General features: G+C 27.9%; 17 protein-coding genes and 1 riboswitch. All 17 genes read left to right on the top strand.

Annotation, left to right across the window (positions count from 1 at the left end; genetic code table 11):
* Positions 1–2 precede the first annotated feature (2 nt).
* Positions 3–1148, top strand: a complete 1146-nt coding sequence (locus NG918_RS04345) for a glycosyltransferase family protein (protein ID WP_252224794.1) — start codon at positions 3–5, stop codon at positions 1146–1148.
* Entirely contained in the window at positions 1136–2437 is a 1302-nt protein-coding gene (locus NG918_RS04350; RefSeq protein WP_252224799.1) for a DegT/DnrJ/EryC1/StrS family aminotransferase, read from the top strand. Before NG918_RS04345 ends, NG918_RS04350 begins: the two co-directional genes overlap by 13 nt.
* 1 nt (position 2438) lies before the next feature.
* On the top strand, positions 2439–3113 hold the full coding sequence (locus NG918_RS04355; RefSeq protein WP_252224803.1) for a methyltransferase domain-containing protein: 675 nt from the start codon (positions 2439–2441) through the stop codon (positions 3111–3113).
* On the top strand, positions 3114–4202 hold the full coding sequence (locus NG918_RS04360; RefSeq protein WP_252224807.1) for a GNAT family N-acetyltransferase: 1089 nt from the start codon (positions 3114–3116) through the stop codon (positions 4200–4202).
* Between the two features lie 17 nt (positions 4203–4219).
* A complete protein-coding gene (gene pseB / locus NG918_RS04365) occupies positions 4220–5233 on the top strand; it encodes a UDP-N-acetylglucosamine 4,6-dehydratase (inverting) (RefSeq protein ID WP_252212661.1) in 1014 nt (337 codons plus the stop codon).
* A 27-nt stretch (positions 5234–5260) separates the two neighbouring features.
* On the top strand, positions 5261–5995 hold the full coding sequence (locus tag NG918_RS04370) for a cytidylyltransferase domain-containing protein (protein ID WP_252224811.1): 735 nt from the start codon (positions 5261–5263) through the stop codon (positions 5993–5995).
* A gap of 10 nt (positions 5996–6005) precedes the next feature.
* Positions 6006–6851 (top strand): formyltransferase family protein, encoded by an 846-nt coding sequence (locus NG918_RS04375; RefSeq protein WP_252224814.1) that lies wholly within the window; start codon positions 6006–6008, stop codon positions 6849–6851.
* Between the two features lie 64 nt (positions 6852–6915).
* Entirely contained in the window at positions 6916–7974 is a 1059-nt protein-coding gene (gene pseI, locus NG918_RS04380; RefSeq protein ID WP_252224817.1) for a pseudaminic acid synthase, read from the top strand.
* On the top strand, positions 7975–8994 hold the full coding sequence (gene pseG / locus NG918_RS04385; RefSeq protein ID WP_252224820.1) for a UDP-2,4-diacetamido-2,4,6-trideoxy-beta-L-altropyranose hydrolase: 1020 nt from the start codon (positions 7975–7977) through the stop codon (positions 8992–8994).
* 174 nt (positions 8995–9168) lie between these two features.
* Complete coding sequence (locus tag NG918_RS04390) at positions 9169–10023, top strand: flagellin (RefSeq protein WP_252212655.1); 855 nt, start codon at positions 9169–9171, stop codon at positions 10021–10023.
* A gap of 200 nt (positions 10024–10223) precedes the next feature.
* A riboswitch (cyclic di-GMP riboswitch) is annotated at positions 10224–10306 on the top strand.
* Positions 10307–10828: 522 nt separating this feature from the next.
* On the top strand, positions 10829–11230 hold the full coding sequence (gene flgB / locus NG918_RS04395; RefSeq protein WP_252224824.1) for a flagellar basal body rod protein FlgB: 402 nt from the start codon (positions 10829–10831) through the stop codon (positions 11228–11230).
* A 14-nt stretch (positions 11231–11244) separates the two neighbouring features.
* Entirely contained in the window at positions 11245–11652 is a 408-nt protein-coding gene (flgC, locus tag NG918_RS04400) for a flagellar basal body rod protein FlgC (RefSeq protein ID WP_252212653.1), read from the top strand.
* Positions 11653–11665: 13 nt separating this feature from the next.
* The gene (fliE, locus tag NG918_RS04405; protein ID WP_252212652.1) at positions 11666–11992 is read left to right on the top strand and encodes a flagellar hook-basal body complex protein FliE; all 327 of its coding nucleotides are present in this window, start codon (positions 11666–11668) and stop codon (positions 11990–11992) included.
* Between the two features lie 24 nt (positions 11993–12016).
* Positions 12017–13579: a flagellar basal-body MS-ring/collar protein FliF gene (gene fliF, locus NG918_RS04410; protein ID WP_252224828.1), complete on the top strand. Its 1563-nt coding sequence runs from the start codon at positions 12017–12019 to the stop codon at positions 13577–13579.
* A 6-nt stretch (positions 13580–13585) separates the two neighbouring features.
* Positions 13586–14602: a flagellar motor switch protein FliG gene (fliG, locus tag NG918_RS04415; protein ID WP_252224831.1), complete on the top strand. Its 1017-nt coding sequence runs from the start codon at positions 13586–13588 to the stop codon at positions 14600–14602.
* Positions 14586–15374 carry a FliH/SctL family protein gene (locus NG918_RS04420; protein ID WP_252224834.1) on the top strand — a complete coding sequence of 263 codons (789 nt, stop codon included), beginning with the start codon at positions 14586–14588 and terminating at the stop codon, positions 15372–15374. The genes fliG and NG918_RS04420 overlap by 17 nt, the downstream gene beginning before the upstream one ends.
* A gap of 11 nt (positions 15375–15385) precedes the next feature.
* Complete coding sequence (gene fliI / locus NG918_RS04425) at positions 15386–16693, top strand: flagellar protein export ATPase FliI (RefSeq protein WP_252212648.1); 1308 nt, start codon at positions 15386–15388, stop codon at positions 16691–16693.
* Positions 16694–16709 lie beyond the last annotated feature (16 nt).

The raw sequence follows: 16709 nt of genomic DNA on the forward strand, positions 1-16709 counted from the left end.
GTATGAATAAGAAAGTATTGCTATTTTCAAGAGATCCAGGAGGAGCAAATACAGTAGTACCTTTATACCAAAAATTAAAAGAAGAAGGATATAATGTAAAGATATATGGTAAAGATGTAGCATTAAATCGATATGAGCAATATGGTTTGAAAGGTATAGATATTAGTGGTAGTTTAAGTTATATTTCAGAGGATGGAATATATAAATTCTTATTAGAAGAAGCTCCAGATTTTTTAATAACAGGAACAAGTGCAGATGACTTTACTGAAAAATATTTATGGAAATGTGCTGAAAGATTAAAAATACCATCTTTTGCGATATTAGATCAATGGATAAATTATGGACTAAGATTTTCAAAATTTGGTGTTAGTCAATTAAAAGAGTATGAAAAGAAAAAAGAGCATATTTATTTACCTTATAAAATTTTAGTTATGGATAATTACTCCAAAGAACAGATGATTAAAGAAGGAATACCCGAAGATAAGATACTTATTTCAGGTCAGCCGTATTTTGATTATCTTATAAGTAAAAAAGAAACAATTAGTGATAAAGTTATAAAAGATTTTAGAAAAATTATTGGATTCGATATGGAGGACTATATAATAACTTATGCATCAGAACCATTGTCAAAAACTTATGGTGAAAGTGACACTTCAGAACATTATTGGGGATATAGTGAAAGAAGTATTTTTAAAGAATTTATTAATGTATTAAATCAAGTTAGACAAAAGACTAACAGAAAAATAGGACTAATTATTAGATTACATCCTAAAGAAGATGAAAATAACTATAATGATCTTATAGATAATATAAATGATAATATTTCAATTTTAATAGATAAGAAGTTAGATGGGTTTAAGTTAATTTGCACTTCAAATTTAATTTGTGGTATGTCATCAATGTTTTTAATAGAAAGTGCAGCACTAGGAAAATCAATAATTAGTATGCAAATGGGTTTAAATCGAGATAATCCTTTTATTTTAGATAAAATTGGAGCGGTGAAGTCTATTTTATATACAAAAGAATTGGAAGAAAAAATTGAAAAATTTGTAATGAATGATAAAAATGAAGGATATGAATTTAAGATACAAAAAGGTGCTATAGATAATATAATAAATTTTATGGAGGAAATAATATGTCGATATTAGCTATAAATGGTGGTAAAAAAGTAAGGGAAAGGTTGTTTCCCGCATATAATCCAATTGGAAAAGAAGAAAAAGAGGCAGTTGAAAAAGTATTGAATAAAGGTAAACTTTCAAGATTTTTAGGAACATGGCATGAAGATTTTTATGGTGGAGAGGAAGTAAAAGCATTAGAAAAAGAATGGGCTGAAAAGTTTGGAGTAAAATATGCTATATCAGTGAATTCAGCTACATCAGCTTTATATTGTGCAGTAGGAGCAGCAGGAATAGGACCCGGTGATGAAGTTATAGTATCTCCTTATACGATGACAGCTTCAGCTTCAGCAGCGTTAGTTTATAATGCAATACCAGTATTTGCAGATATTGAAGAAAACTATTTTTGCTTAGATGTTAAATCTATAGAACAAAAAATAACAGAAAGAACTAAAGCTATAATAGTTGTAGACATTATGGGTCAGCCTTATGATGCAGATGCAATAAATGCTATTGCAAAAAAACATAATTTAATAGTAATAGAAGATGCAGCACAAGCACCAGGCGCTATATACAAAGAAAAGTATGCAGGTACCTTAGGTGATATGGGAATATATTCATTAAATTATCACAAGCATATACACTGTGGTGAAGGTGGAATAATAGTAACTGATAATGATGAATTAGCTGAGAGATTGATGCTTATAAGAAATCATGCAGAAGCCGTTGTAGAAGCTAAAGGTGTGAATAATCTTGTTAATATGATTGGATTTAATTATAGAATGACAGAGATAGAAGCTGCTATTGCAAGAGAACAGTTGAAGAAATTAGATAATTTATTAGAAGCAAGATTAAAGAATGTAGAATATATATCGGAGAAATTGTCTGAAATTCCTTGTATCGAAATTCCGGAAACTAGAGAAGGTTGTAAGCATGCTTTTTATGTTCATGCCATTAAGTTAAAAAAAGAAATTGCAGGAATAAGCAGAGAAAGATTTATTGAAGCTGTAAATGCCGAATTAACTCCTTTTGAAATGAGAGAAAATGAAGGTGTAAAACTTAGTAGTGGTTATGTTAGGCCACTATATTTACAACCAATTTATCAAAAACTTGTAGGTTATGGTGAAACAGGATGCCCATTTAAATGTCCAATGTATAAAGGACAACTAAACTATAGCAAAGGAATTTGTCCAACGTGTGAAAAAATGCATTTTGAAGATTTAATGACTCATGAATTTATAGTTCCATCCATGACTAAAGAAGACATGGATGATGTGATTAATGCATTTAGAAAAGTATGGGAAAATATAGGAGAGTTATAAAGTGGATAAATACAAATTAGTAAATAGAAATGTATATTTAAAAAATAAATATAAGAAAAGTTTTGAGAGTAATGGGTATTCTCCAGAGGCGGTTTTATGGACAAAAGAAAAACAATTTATAAGATTTGAAAATCTTATAAATTCCTTTTCTATAGAAGGAAAATCTATATTAGATATTGGATGCGGATTTGGTGACTTAAATAAATTATTAAAAGAACAAAATAATAATTACAATTACTGTGGTTTAGATATAGTAGAAGAATTTATTAATGTTGCTGAAAAAAAATATGGTAATTCACATGTTAAATTCGAATGTTGTGATTTCTTAAACAAAGATTTTGATGAAAAATATGATTACATAGTTGAATCCGGAATTTTTAATATAAAATCTAGCGAAATAGATAATTTAGAGTTAATTCATAATACTATTGAAAAGGCTATGGATATGTGTAAGGAAGCAATTGCTTTTAACTTTCTTACAGAGAGAGTAAATTTTAAAGATAAAGACTTCTATTATGTCAATCCAGAAAAAATATTAAATATTGCTTATAAATATTCAAAAAAAGTTTTATTAAAAAGCGATTATTTGCCATTTGATTATACCGTAGTAATATATAAAAATGATTCATATGATCAAACTGGCATATTTAATACATTAAGAAATAGGAGAGTTTAGTTGAAGATAAAATTTTTAAATATAGATGAATATGATAAATGGGATGATTTTTGCTACAAAAATTCTAATGGAACTTTCTTTTATACTTCAAATGTAATTGAATATAACATTAATTCAAATTTTAATATTACTGCTACGAATAAATCTTTTTTTGTATTAAATGATAATAAAGAAGTAATTGGTGTAATGGTTGTTTTTATTGAAGAATGTGAAGAAAAAAAATATTTGGCTTATGGAGGAGGTCCACTATTAGCACCATTAATAAGTGATAAATTAAATAAAAAAACTAGACAGAAAACATTAAGCTTAATAATAGAGACTATAGATAGATTAGCATTAGATGTTAATGTGGAAAAAATTGAAATGATCATTCCATATCAAAATGTTACTTATATTGAAAGCATTGATAAGCACAATTATCTTTTAAGATATAATGGTTTTCTAGATATTAGTAGACAAACTTCTATGATATCTATTTTAAAAGATAAAAAAGGTATTTTTTCTGAATTTAATAAAGGATTTAAATCATGTATTAACAAAGCAGATAGATATTTAACTTCAAAAATAATAGATTATACGAATATAAATGATGAAGATGTGCATAAGTTTATGAAATATTATTTTAACATTGCAGGGAAAGTTACAAGACCTAAAAACACATTCGAAAATATTTATAGATGGATAGTAAATAATCATGCAATACTTATAGAGACTTCTTACAATGGTGAAGTAGTTGGTTATATACTGTTTCATTACTATAAAGATGTTGCATATTATTCCATGGGTTGCAAGTCAAAGAATTATAAAGAGTTTGATTTTGAAATATCTCATATTATGATATGGGAAGCAATAAAATATTTAAAATCACTAAATATAAAATATATAGATTTAGGAATACAGGATTATAATGATACTATAGGATATTTTCCAACCCAAAAGGATAAAAGTATTAGCGATTTTAAAAGAGGATTTGGAGGATTTACCATACCTGTATTTATAGCTGAAAAATTTTATATAAAAGAAAGTTTTTTTGATAGTTATTATAAAAGGATTAAAGAATATGAAAAAAGAAATTTTATAAACGACTAGTAATTGGAGGGTTAAAATTGATAAATAATAAAAATATATTGATAACAGGTGGAACAGGATCATTTGGTAAAAAATTTGCAGAAAGAATATTAACTGAATATAATCCTCAAAAAATAATTATATATTCAAGAGATGAATTTAAGCAGGATTTGATGAAAAAGGATTTTACTACAAAATTTCCAGATAAGGTGAATAAACTAAGGTTTTTTATAGGAGATGTTAGAGACAAAGATAGATTATATAGAGCATTTAAGGATGTTGACTATGTTATTCATGCAGCAGCTATGAAGCAAGTTCCAGCTTGTGAATATAATCCATTTGAAGCTATCAAGACTAATATTCATGGAGCGCAAAATATAGTTGATGCTTGTATTGACAAAGGAGTTAAGAAATGTGTAGCTTTATCAACAGATAAGGCAGTTAACCCAATAAATCTTTATGGTGGAACAAAGCTTGTTTCAGATAAGTTGTTTATTTCAGGAAATGCATATTCGGGTGGAGATGGAACTATATTTTCTGTAGTTAGATATGGTAATGTTGCAGGAAGCAGAGGGTCAGTGATTCCATTTTTTAATCAATTGTTAGATAAAGGGGAGAGAGTTTTACCTATAACTGATTTTAGAATGACAAGATTTTGGATTACTTTAGATCAAGGTGTAGATTTAGTATTTAAGGCATTAAATGAATCGAAAGGTGGAGAAACATATATTTCTAAGATACCGTCATTTAAAATAACAGATTTAGCGCAAGCTATGTGTAAGGAAATTGATATTAAAGAAGTTGGAATAAGAGAAGGGGAAAAACTTCATGAAGTTATGATAACTAGTGACGATTCTAGAATGACTTATGAATATGACAAACATTACATAATTTACCCTAATTTTGATTGGTGGAATTCAAAACTATTTATGACTGCAGGTGGCAAAAAAATAGAAGATGGATTTGAATATAACTCATCAAATAATAATAAATGGCTTAGTATAGAGCAATTAAGAAAAGAAGTGGAATTGTTAGGTTTTATAGTTAAATAATTAAATAAGTTAAGGTAGGGAGTTTAAGTGAAAGTAGTATGTATAGTGCAAGCTAGAGTTGGTTCTACAAGATTACCAGGCAAGGTTCTTAAAGAAATATGCGGGAAAACAGTACTTGAGCATGATGTGAATAGGTTAAAATTAGTACCTAATATTGATGAGATAGTTATTGCGACAACTGTAGAATCTCAAGATGATAGAATTTTATATGAAGCTAATAGGCTTGGAGTTAAATATTTTAGAGGATCAGAAAACGATGTTCTTTCTAGATATTATTTTGCTGCTAAAGAAAACAATGCTGATATAGTTATAAGAGTAACAAGTGATTGTCCTTGTTTAGATTATAAAATATTAAAGGATATGATTGATATGTATTTAGATAAGAGTAATGATATTGATTATATAAGTAATACAATAGATAGAACTTATCCAAGGGGGTATGATGTAGAAATTTTTTCATTTGACGCATTAGAAAAAGTATATAATAATGCCAAAAAAGATTATGAAAGAGAACATGTAACACCATATTTATATGATTTAAATAATAAGTTTAGAATTTTATCATATAAGAATTCTAAGGATTATTCAAAATATAGAGTAACGCTAGATACAGAAGAGGATCTTCAAGTTATAAAAGCTATATATGAAGCTTTGTTTGAGGAAAATGGATATTTTTTATTAGAAGACGTAGTAAATTTTTTAAATAAAAATCCTCAAATAGTAAGTATTAATGAAAATATAGAACAAAAAAAATTATATTAAGGAGAATATTGTGAAAAAAATTTTATTTTGTGGATTTGGTAAATTAGGAGTAGAATGTATTGAAAAATTATTAGATAATGATTATGAGATAAGTTATCTGCTTACACATAAGGAACTTAGAGAGGAAAGTTTAGATACATTTGCAATTAAAAATAATATAGATTACTCATATAAAGATACTAGAAAGAATACTGATGAATTTTTAAAACAATTTCGCAATATGAATTTAGATTATTTAATAAGCATAAATTATAGATATATTATTCCTAAAAAAATCTTTACTATTCCTAAATATGCAATAAATATACATGGTTCATTATTACCAAGGTATAGAGGAAGAACTCCGCATGTTTGGAGTATAATAAATGGAGAAGAGTATTCGGGCATTACATCTCATTTTATAGAAGAAAGCGTAGATACAGGAAATATAATAGAACAAAAAAAAATAACGATTGAAAATTATGAAACTGGATATGATTTATTAAAAAAGTTTGAAAAAGAATATCCTGAATTGTTAATACAAACAATAAAAAAAATAGATAATAACTATAAGGGAACAGAGCAAGATGAGGATAATGCAAGTTATTATGGAAAAAGAATACCTGAAATGGGCTATATAGATTTTCTTAAAGACTCAAATCAAATAATTAATTTTGTTAGAGCTCAATCATATCCTTATCCAGGCGCATATTCTTATTTGAAAGATGGTAGAAAAATAATTATTAATAAAATTAAAATTGCGAGTGAAAAAATTTCATTAAGTTTAATAGGAGTTATTGAAGTTATCGATAATAAGTACTTTGTTAAGTGTATTGATAAAGTGTTGGAGTTAGTTGATTTTGATATTTTAAATTAATAATATAGTTTATATATTTAGCATAATTATTGGAAAAATAAGAATTATAAAAAGGTGAATAAGTATGAAAAGCATAAAGATAAAAAATAAGATAATATCAAATGACCATAGGTCATTTATCATAGCAGAAATTTCTGCAAATCATAACCATGATATAGAGATTGCAAAAAAAATGATAAGAGAAGCTAAAAAAGCTGGTGCAGACGCAGTTAAATTGCAAACATATACTGCTGATACAATAACTCTTGATTGTGACAATGAATATTTTCAAATTAAACAAGGAACTATATGGGATGGAACTACTCTACATAAGCTTTATAAAGAAGCATATACTCCATGGGAGTGGCATAAAGAATTAATGGAGGTTGCAGACGAAGAAGAAATTATATGTTTTTCTTCACCTTTTGATAAATCAGCTGTTGATTTTTTAGAAGAATTAAATGTTCCAGCATATAAAATTGCATCATTTGAAATTACGGATATACCATTAATTGAATATATAGCTAAAAAAGGAAAGCCGGTTATAATATCAACTGGAATAGCAACTATTCAAGAAATACAAGATGCAGTAGGTGTATGTAGAAAAGTTGGAAATGACCAAGTAATTTTACTTAAATGTACTAGTGCGTATCCATCTAAATTAGAAGAAATGAATTTAAAAACTATACCTAATATGGCAGAGACATTTGATGTTTTATGCGGATTGTCAGATCATACTTTAGGTATAACTGTTCCTATTGGAGCAGTCGCTCTAGGTGCAAAAGTGATTGAAAAGCATTTTATAATAGATAGAAAAATGGGAGGACCGGACTCTACATTCTCACTAAATATAGATGAATTTGCACAAATGGTATCATCGATAAGAGATATAGAAAAGGCATTAGGAAAAGTAAATTATACATTATCTGATAAAGCTTTGAAGAATAGAGAATTCAGTAGATCATTATTTATAGTAAAGGATATTAAAGCAGGAGAAAAGTTTACAGAAGAAAATGTTAAATCTATAAGACCAGGATTTGGATTACATCCTAAGTACATCAAGGATGTAATAGGAAAAAGATGTAATGGAGATTTTGAAAAAGGGACACCTTTAAAATGGGGATATGTGGAGTCAGGTGATTAAGTGAAAATAGCAATAAGAGCGGATGGTGGTTCTCAAATAGGGATGGGACATATAATGAGAACATTAGTTTTAGCTAAAGAATTAGCAAAAATCAATGATATTTTTTATGTATGTAGAATAGATTATCTAACATCTAATAAGTACAAACCTGGTATAGACAAGATTAAATCTGAAGGATTTAATGTAGTAACTATAAAAGAAGGTATTTTTGTTGAAGAATTATGCAAAGTTAATGCAGATTGCTTAATCACAGATAGTTATGATGTGAATGAGGAGTACTTTAATATTACTAAGAAATTTTTTAAAGTTACTGGATATATAGATGATATGAATTTGTATTACTTTAATGTAAATTTTATAATTAATCAAAATATTGGAGCAGAAAAATGTTTCTATAAGGTAAATAAAAATACAAAATTATTTTTAGGAACTGAATATACTATGTTAAGAGAAGAATTTAGAAACATTCAAAAAAAGGTTATTAATCCACAAATAGCGGATATTATGATAACTGTAGGGGGATCAGATTCTGAAGGACTTACGAATATTATATGTAATTATATACAAGAGTTAGAATTTAGATTTCATGTTGTAATAGGTCCATCTTTTGAAGAAGACAATATTAAAGAATTAATAATATTAAGTGAAAAAACGAAAAATGTAAATTTATATTTTAATGCTAATATGGTTAAGTTGATGAAAAAATGTGATATAGCTATTTCTGCATGTGGAAGTACATTATATGAATTTGCAGCGTGTGGAGTTCCAATAATAGGAATAGTACTTGCAGATAATCAAAAGGAAGTTGCTATAAATCTACAAAGTAAAGGTGCTATAGAATATTTAGGGTGGTATGATGAACTTAACAAAGAAGTTTTGTGTAATGCAATTTTAGAATTAAATAAGAATATTAATAAAAGAAGGAAAATGAGTAAAAAGAGTACATGTATTGTTGATGGTAGAGGTGCTGAACGAATTACAAATGTTTTGAACAAGGTCTTTGGGATAAAAAAAGTTTGAGGTTTAAATATAAATGGCAGATGAGATAAAAATAAAAATCTTATCTGTTTTTTATAAATCACCCCTGGGGTGTAAATATTTCCAGATAGATGCAAATGTAAATTTAAAACATAAAGTTTTTATGATAAAAACCGATAACTAAATATTGTTAAAATAAAAAATGGTGGTGATTAAATGAGATTAAGTCATAATATGTTTTCTGCAAATATATATAATAACTATAAAAAGCAACTTACAAATAATTCTTCTGCTGTTAACAATATAAGTTCTGGTCTTAAGCTTAATTCAGCTAAGGATAATCCTAATAAGATAACTCAAAGCCAAATGCTTAAGATACAAGTTTTAAGTAATGCAGCAGCAAAAAGGAATATTGAAGATACTAACTCTATGATTCAAACTTTTGATGGTGCTATGCAAGAAATGAATGACAGTTTATGCAGAGTTAAAGAGTTAACAGTTCAAGCAGGAGGCGGAACATTAACTTCTAAAGACAGAGAAGTAATTCAAAAGGAAATTGATCAGTTGACAAATCATTTAGATTATATGGCTAAAAATACAGAGTTTAATGGTGTTAAACTTATAAATGAAGATAAGGCTACTATTAAAGATGGAGCAGTAACTTCTATGATAGGAAGTTTACAAGATGAACTTACAGTTCTACCTAAGTTTAATCTTACAGCTGAAGGGTTAGGATTCAAAGATGATACTGGTAAAAAACTTTTAGATGTAACAAATAAAGATAATATAGGTAATTCTTTAGATATAATAGATACAGCTATACAATCTGTATCTAGTGCTAGGAGCAAGTACGGAGCAATACAATTAAGACTTGAGGGGACGGGAGATGCTATATCTGAAAATAGTATGTCATTAGAAAAATCTCAAAGTAATATTGCAGATGCGGATATTGCATTTGAGATGCTTAAGTTTTCAGAAAGTCAAATATTAATACAATCATCTATTTCTTTAATTGCTCAAAGTAATAATTTCCCACAAGATGCATTGAATGTTTTAAAAAATATTAGATAAATAAATATTATATTTATATGCTTTACTTAATAATAAATTTGATTTTATATTGATTTTTATATTAAGTAAGGCGTTTTTATTTATATAATTAAAAAGCAAAATATATTGTTGGAAATTTTATTAAAAAATTTTTAAAAAAATTTTGTTTTATTTTGAAAAATCATGGAAAATAGGTTATAATATAGTTGTAATATGTAATACAATTGAATAGGCAAAACTAATTAAAGTTAGTGACGCAAAGCTATAGGGGCTAAGGAGCAATCTATGCCAGCCAGTTGCCGAAGGGTATAATATACTTTTTGTTTTAATTAATTCTATGTAAAAGCAATTAATTTAATTAATATGTTTTTTTATATATAATTAATTTCATTATGTAACTACTCTTTAGGGGTGGTTTTTTATTTTGGATTAGATTAATTAATTAAAATTAAACACTAGATAAAAAATATGAAATACATGTCTTATATTAAATAAAAATGAATATGACAGAAAAGGTGAAAAAGTTATAGTTTTCTCAATAAAATATACTGAAATATGAAATTTTTATAAAATATTTAATTGTTTTCAAAAAAAGTAGTTAAAAACAATTTTATATATAGTATAATAGAATATGGATTTATGGAAATGCAAAATATTTAGAATAAAATATTGCAATATTTGTAATAATTTGGATTAAAAGTAAAAAAAGATGTAGCATAAATATAGTTATTATTTTATAATTATATTAAATAGATAAAAAATGTATTATTATTGGGTAAAATATAACTATTTAAATTATTAAAGAAATTATTATGGGGGGAAACACATGCCTATAAATTCAATTAAATCATATGATACATATAATTTGATCAAAGATGGACTTAAAGCATCTAATGCAAGGTCAAAAGCTATAGCTAATAATATGGCAAATATAAACACAAAAGGATATAAGAAATTCAATGTAATTTTTGAAGAAAACTTAAAAAATGGCTCAGATACAAAGGATTTATCATTGAAAATTACAAATTCTAGACATTTAAGAGGAAATAATGATTTAAATGGCGATATAGAAGTCGTAAGAGAAGAAAATACTAGTATGAGAACTGATGATAACAATGTAGATTTAGAACTTGAAAAAGTTAATCAAGCTGCTAATACATTAAAATACAATGCTTTGATTACTAAATTAAATGGGAAATTTAATAGTTTAAAAACTGTTATAAAGTAAAGGAGGGATAATTTATGAATGCATTTACATCTATGCAAATAAGTGCCACAGGTATTTCAGCAGAAAGATTAAGAATGGATACAATAACATCTAACATGACTAATTCAAGTACCACAAGAAGTGCAGATGGTAGTGGTCCTTATGTTAGAAAAATAGCAGTTTTTCAAGAAGCACTTGATGAAAATAGAAAAATGGCAGGAATTAAACCAGTGAAAATCGTAGAGGATAAATCACCACTTAGAAAGGTTTATAACCCTACTCATCCTGATGCGGATGCAACAGGATATGTAACTATGCCTAATGTTAATGTGCTAAATGAAATGGCGGATATGATGGTATCTACAAGATCATATGAAGCCAATGTAGAAACATTAAATGCACTTAAAGGAATGTTTTCAAAAGCTTTAGAAATTGGTAAATAAGGAGTAAATAAGAATGAAGATTATTAATGGGTTTGACCAAAAACAAGTGTTATTTAACAATAAATTTGATGTTTTAAATAATAAAAATGGACAAGAAGTTACATCTAATAAAGAAAACAATGTGAGCTTTGGTGAAACATTGAAAAATTGTATAAGTGATGTAAATACAAAACAAGTACAAGCTGATAATTACACCAATGCTTTTGTTAAAGGTGATGATGTAAATATAGATGAAGTTATGATAAAAGGAGAAGAGGCAAGCTTAGCATTACAATTCTTAGTTAAAACTAGAGATAATTTAGTGGAATCATATAAAGAATTAATAAAAATGCAATTGTAACTGAAGTGAGGAGTGCTACGATAAATGAATAAACTTTTAGAAAAAGTCAAAGGGCTGTGGGAAAAGTTTAAAACTCAAAGCAAGAAAATAAAAATTGCTATTTTTGTATCCTGTGTTGCTGTAATTATTGCTATTGCAAGTACAGTAATTTACACATCATCAAATAAGTACCAAATTTTGTTTTCAAATCTTGATCCCAAAGATGCACAGACTATACTCGCTAAGCTAAATGAACAAAAAGTTACAACCAAAATACAAGGGGATACTATTTTAGTACCTAATGATAAGGTAGATCAATTAAGGCTAGAACTAGCTCCTGAATTGAAATCAGGAAGTAGTGGATATGAATTAATGGATAGTGGAAGTTCTTTTGGAATGACGGACGAGGAGTTTAAAGTTAAAAAGTTAAGAATGCAAGAGGGAGAACTTGAAAAAACAATAAAAAGTTTTTCTCAAGTACAAAGTGCAAGAGTTCATATAACACCATCTACAGACTCAGTTTTTGTTAAGGAAAGTACGCCAGGAAAGGCTGCTGTATACTTAGAGTTAAAGACAGGAAGCGAAATTACTAAAGATCAAGTGAAATCAATAGTTGCACTTGTTTCAGGTAGTACAGAAAATATTCCTAAAGAAAATATTGAAGTCATAGATGATAAGATGAATTTACTTACAGCTAATTTAAATGATGATGAAAATGAGATGATGAGCTCAGAATCGTTAGATAAGCAATATTCTTTAGAAAAAAATTATGAAAGTAAATTACAAAAGGAAATAGTAAGCTTATTAGAACCTGTTATAGGTAAAGACAAGGTTAAGGCTACTATTAATGTAGACTTAGATTTTGATTCTAAGCAACAAACACAAACAGTTCTTGATCCTAATAAAGTAGTTGTAAGTCAACAAACAATTAAAGAAGTTAATAATAATGGTACTGATGGGAACATTAGCGAGAGTCCCGTTGATAATAATATAAGTAACACTACAGATAATAAAAATAATACAAATTCTAATTCAACAAGAGAAGAACAAAAAAATAACTATGAAATTGGAAAAACTGAAACTAAGGTTATTAGCGCGCCAGGTGAAGTTAAGAGAATGACAGCTTCAGTTGTGGTTGATGGAAATTTAGACGCAGCAACGCAACAGGCTATTGAAAATGCAGTATCTAATGCAATTGGATTTAATTCTGTTAGAGGAGATCAAATTTCTGTATTAGGTATGAATTTTGATCCAAGTCTAAAAGAAGACGCTCAAAACCAAACAGATGCATTTAATGCAGAAGCTAAACAAAAGGAAATGCAAAAATATATAATTATGGGTGCTATAGCATTATTAGCTTTAATTATAATAATAGTTATTTTAGTTAAAAAGAGAAGAAAAAATGCTAAAGATGAGTATGATGATGAAACTCAATTGTTAGATGTAGTAGTTGGGGATGAAAAAGAATCAGAATTATTTGAACCAATAGAATTTGAGACTAAAAATGAAAAAACTCATATGGAAAATGAAATTAAAAAATATGCCACAGATAAGCCAGAGCAAGTGGTTGAAATTATCAAAGCTTGGCTTGCAGAGGATGAGAGGTGATAGTCTGTGAGTAAAGAACCTAAAAAATTAACAGGAGTTCAAAAAGCAGCAATACTTTTTATAACGCTTGGACCGGAAGCTTCATCAGGAATATTGAAAAAATTACCTGAGCAAGAGATTCAAAAGATATCATATGAAATTGCTAATATAACTTCTGTTACATCAGAACAAAGAGAAGAAATTTTAGATGAATTTTTAGAAATAAATAAAGCAAGAGATTATATAATTGAGGGCGGAATGGATTATGCTAAAGTTTTATTATCAAAAGCTTTAGGTGCACAAAGAGCAAATGAAATCTTAGAAAAAGTTTCAGAAGCTACATCACAATACAGACCATTTGCTATTGCTAGAAAAGCTGATGCTCATCAGCTTTTAAATGCAATAACTTATGAACATCCTCAAACTATAGCTTTAATTTTATGCTATTTACAAGCTGATAAAGCAGCTCAAGTTATGGCAGAACTTTCAGAAGAAACTCAATCAGAGGTTGCATTTAGAATTGCAACTATGAGTAATACATCTCCAATGGTTATAAAAGAGATAGAGGCAGTACTTGAAAGTAAGTTGTCTTCTGTAGTAAAGACAGAGATGACAAGCTTAGGTGGAGTTCAAACATTAGTTGACATTTTAAATCAAGTTGATAGAACAACTGAAAAGAATATTACAGAGGGTCTTGAAAGAGAAGATGCAGAACTTGCAGATAAGATTAAGAGTTCTATGTTCGTATTTGAAGATATTATTACTCTTGATGATGTATCTATTCAAAGAATTCTTAGAGAAGTTGAAGTTGGTGATTTATCACTTGCACTTAAAGGCTGTTCAGAAGATGTTGCAAATGCAATTTATAGAAATCAATCTAAGAGAGCTGCTGCTTCTTTAAAGGAAGATATGGAATTCTTAGGACCTGTAAGACTTATGGATGTTGAAAAGGCACAACAAAAGATTGTTTCTATAATTAGAAGATTAGACGAATCAAATGAAATAATAATTTCAAGAGGTGGAGAAGATGCAATCATCGTATAGTATTATAAAAAAGAACTGTGCTTTGGATGCAGAAAAAAAGAAAATTTCTACTGAATATATATCTAAGAAAAAGAAAACAGAGTTTGAAGAAAATATTGAAGAAGAAGTTCAAGAAAAATTTTATTCAAAAGAAGAAGTAGATGCTTTAATTGAAAAGTATGAAGAAATAGGAAAAAGAATAATACAAGATGCCAACAATGAAAAACAGGGAATCATTTTAAGAGGAACCATGCAAGCTCAAAATTTGGAAAAAGAAGCTTATGAAAAGGGATATGAAGAAGGGCTAAAAAATGGTTATGATGACGGATATAAAAAAGCTTATGATGAAAATATAGATTTAGCCAAAGCTAAATCTAAAGAAATTATTAATAAAGCAGAAGAAGTTCTAAAATCTGCTAATGAGAATTATGCTGAATATTTAGAAGAGAAGAAGTCTGATATTATAAAATTATCTTTAGAGATTGCTAAAAACATCTTAAGAAAAGAATTAAGTTATGAAGATTCAATGAACTTATTAGTTGAAGAGGCTATTGAGTTATCCAAAGGTGAAGAGAATTTAATAATAAAATGTAATTCTATTCATGTTGAAGAACTTAAGTCACAAGTTAATAGGTGGAAAATATCTTATTCAATAAAAGATGAAATCTTTATATTAACAGATGATTTTATGGAACCAGGTAATGCTACTATAGAAAAACCTAATGGCAAAGTAATTGTTGGATTTGATATAGGCATGGAAGCAATAAAAAAAGAAATATTGGGACAAGATTAGGAGTATTAAACATGATGGATATTGACTTTAATAACTTAATCAAGAAGGTTGACAATACTAATTCAATATATACTGAAGGTGTAGTTAATAAAGTAATTGGTCTTACAGTTGAAGTAAAAGGCATAAAAGGATTTGTTGGAGAGTTATGTATTATATATAATGAAAAAAATACTCCTGTTAATTGCGAAGTGGTTGGTTTTAAAGATGGATTTGTTGTTTTAATGCCATTAGATGAATTAATAGGAATTTCTCCAGGATGTAGAGTAGTTCCAATGCGTAAGCCTTTAAGTGTAAGATGTTCTGATAAACTATTAGGTGAAATTATTGATGGATTAGGAAAGCCACTAAGGGGGGAAGAGCTTCTAGAAGGAGAAGATTACCCACTAGAAAATAATCCACCAGATCCTTTGAAAAGAAAAAGAATTAAAGAAATAATGCCAACAGGTATTAGAGCTATAGATGGATTCTTAACTTGTGGAGATGGTCAAAGAATAGGTATTTTTGCAGGAAGTGGAGTTGGTAAGAGTACTACTCTTGGGATGATAGCAAGAGAAGCAAAGGCAGATGTCAATGTTATTGCTTTAATTGGAGAAAGAGGTAGAGAGGTTCTGGAATTTATAGAGAAAGATTTAGGACCAGAAGGTATGAAAAAATCAGTTGTAGTTTGTGCTACTTCTGATAAACCAGCATTAATAAGATTAAAGGGTGCTCTTACAGCTACTGCAATAGCAGAATATTTTAGAGACAAAGGTAAAAAAGTAATTTTAATGATGGATTCTGTTACAAGATTTGCAATGGCTCAGAGAGAAGTAGGTCTTGCAATAGGAGAGCCTCCTGCAACAAAGGGATATACACCATCAGTATTTGCTAAGTTACCAAAATTAATGGAGAGGTCTGGGACGTCAGAAGATGGTTCAATAACTGCTTTTTACACAGTTTTGGTTGATGGAGATGATTTTAATGAACCAATAGCAGATGCTGTAAGAGGTATCTTGGATGGGCATATTGTACTATCAAGATCTCTTGCTCATAAAAATCATTATCCTGCAATTGATATATTAAATAGTGTAAGTAGACTTATGAATTCAATAGCTCCACCACAGCATATAAAAGCAGCTTCTATTGCTAGAGACCTTTTAGCAACATATAAAGAATCAGAGGATTTAATTAATATAGGAGCATATGTAAAAGGTAGTAATAAAAAAATAGATTTAGCAATTTCTTATCATGATAAAATAGAAGAATTTCTGCGTCAAACTGTTAATGAAAAATCAAATTTTGATGAGAGTATAAGTTATTTAGTGTCAATGTTTGAATAGTAAATATCACACATCA

This window comes from Clostridium sp. ZBS2 (assembly GCF_023845855.1).
GTDB lineage: Bacteria > Bacillota > Clostridia > Clostridiales > Clostridiaceae > Clostridium > Clostridium aquiflavi.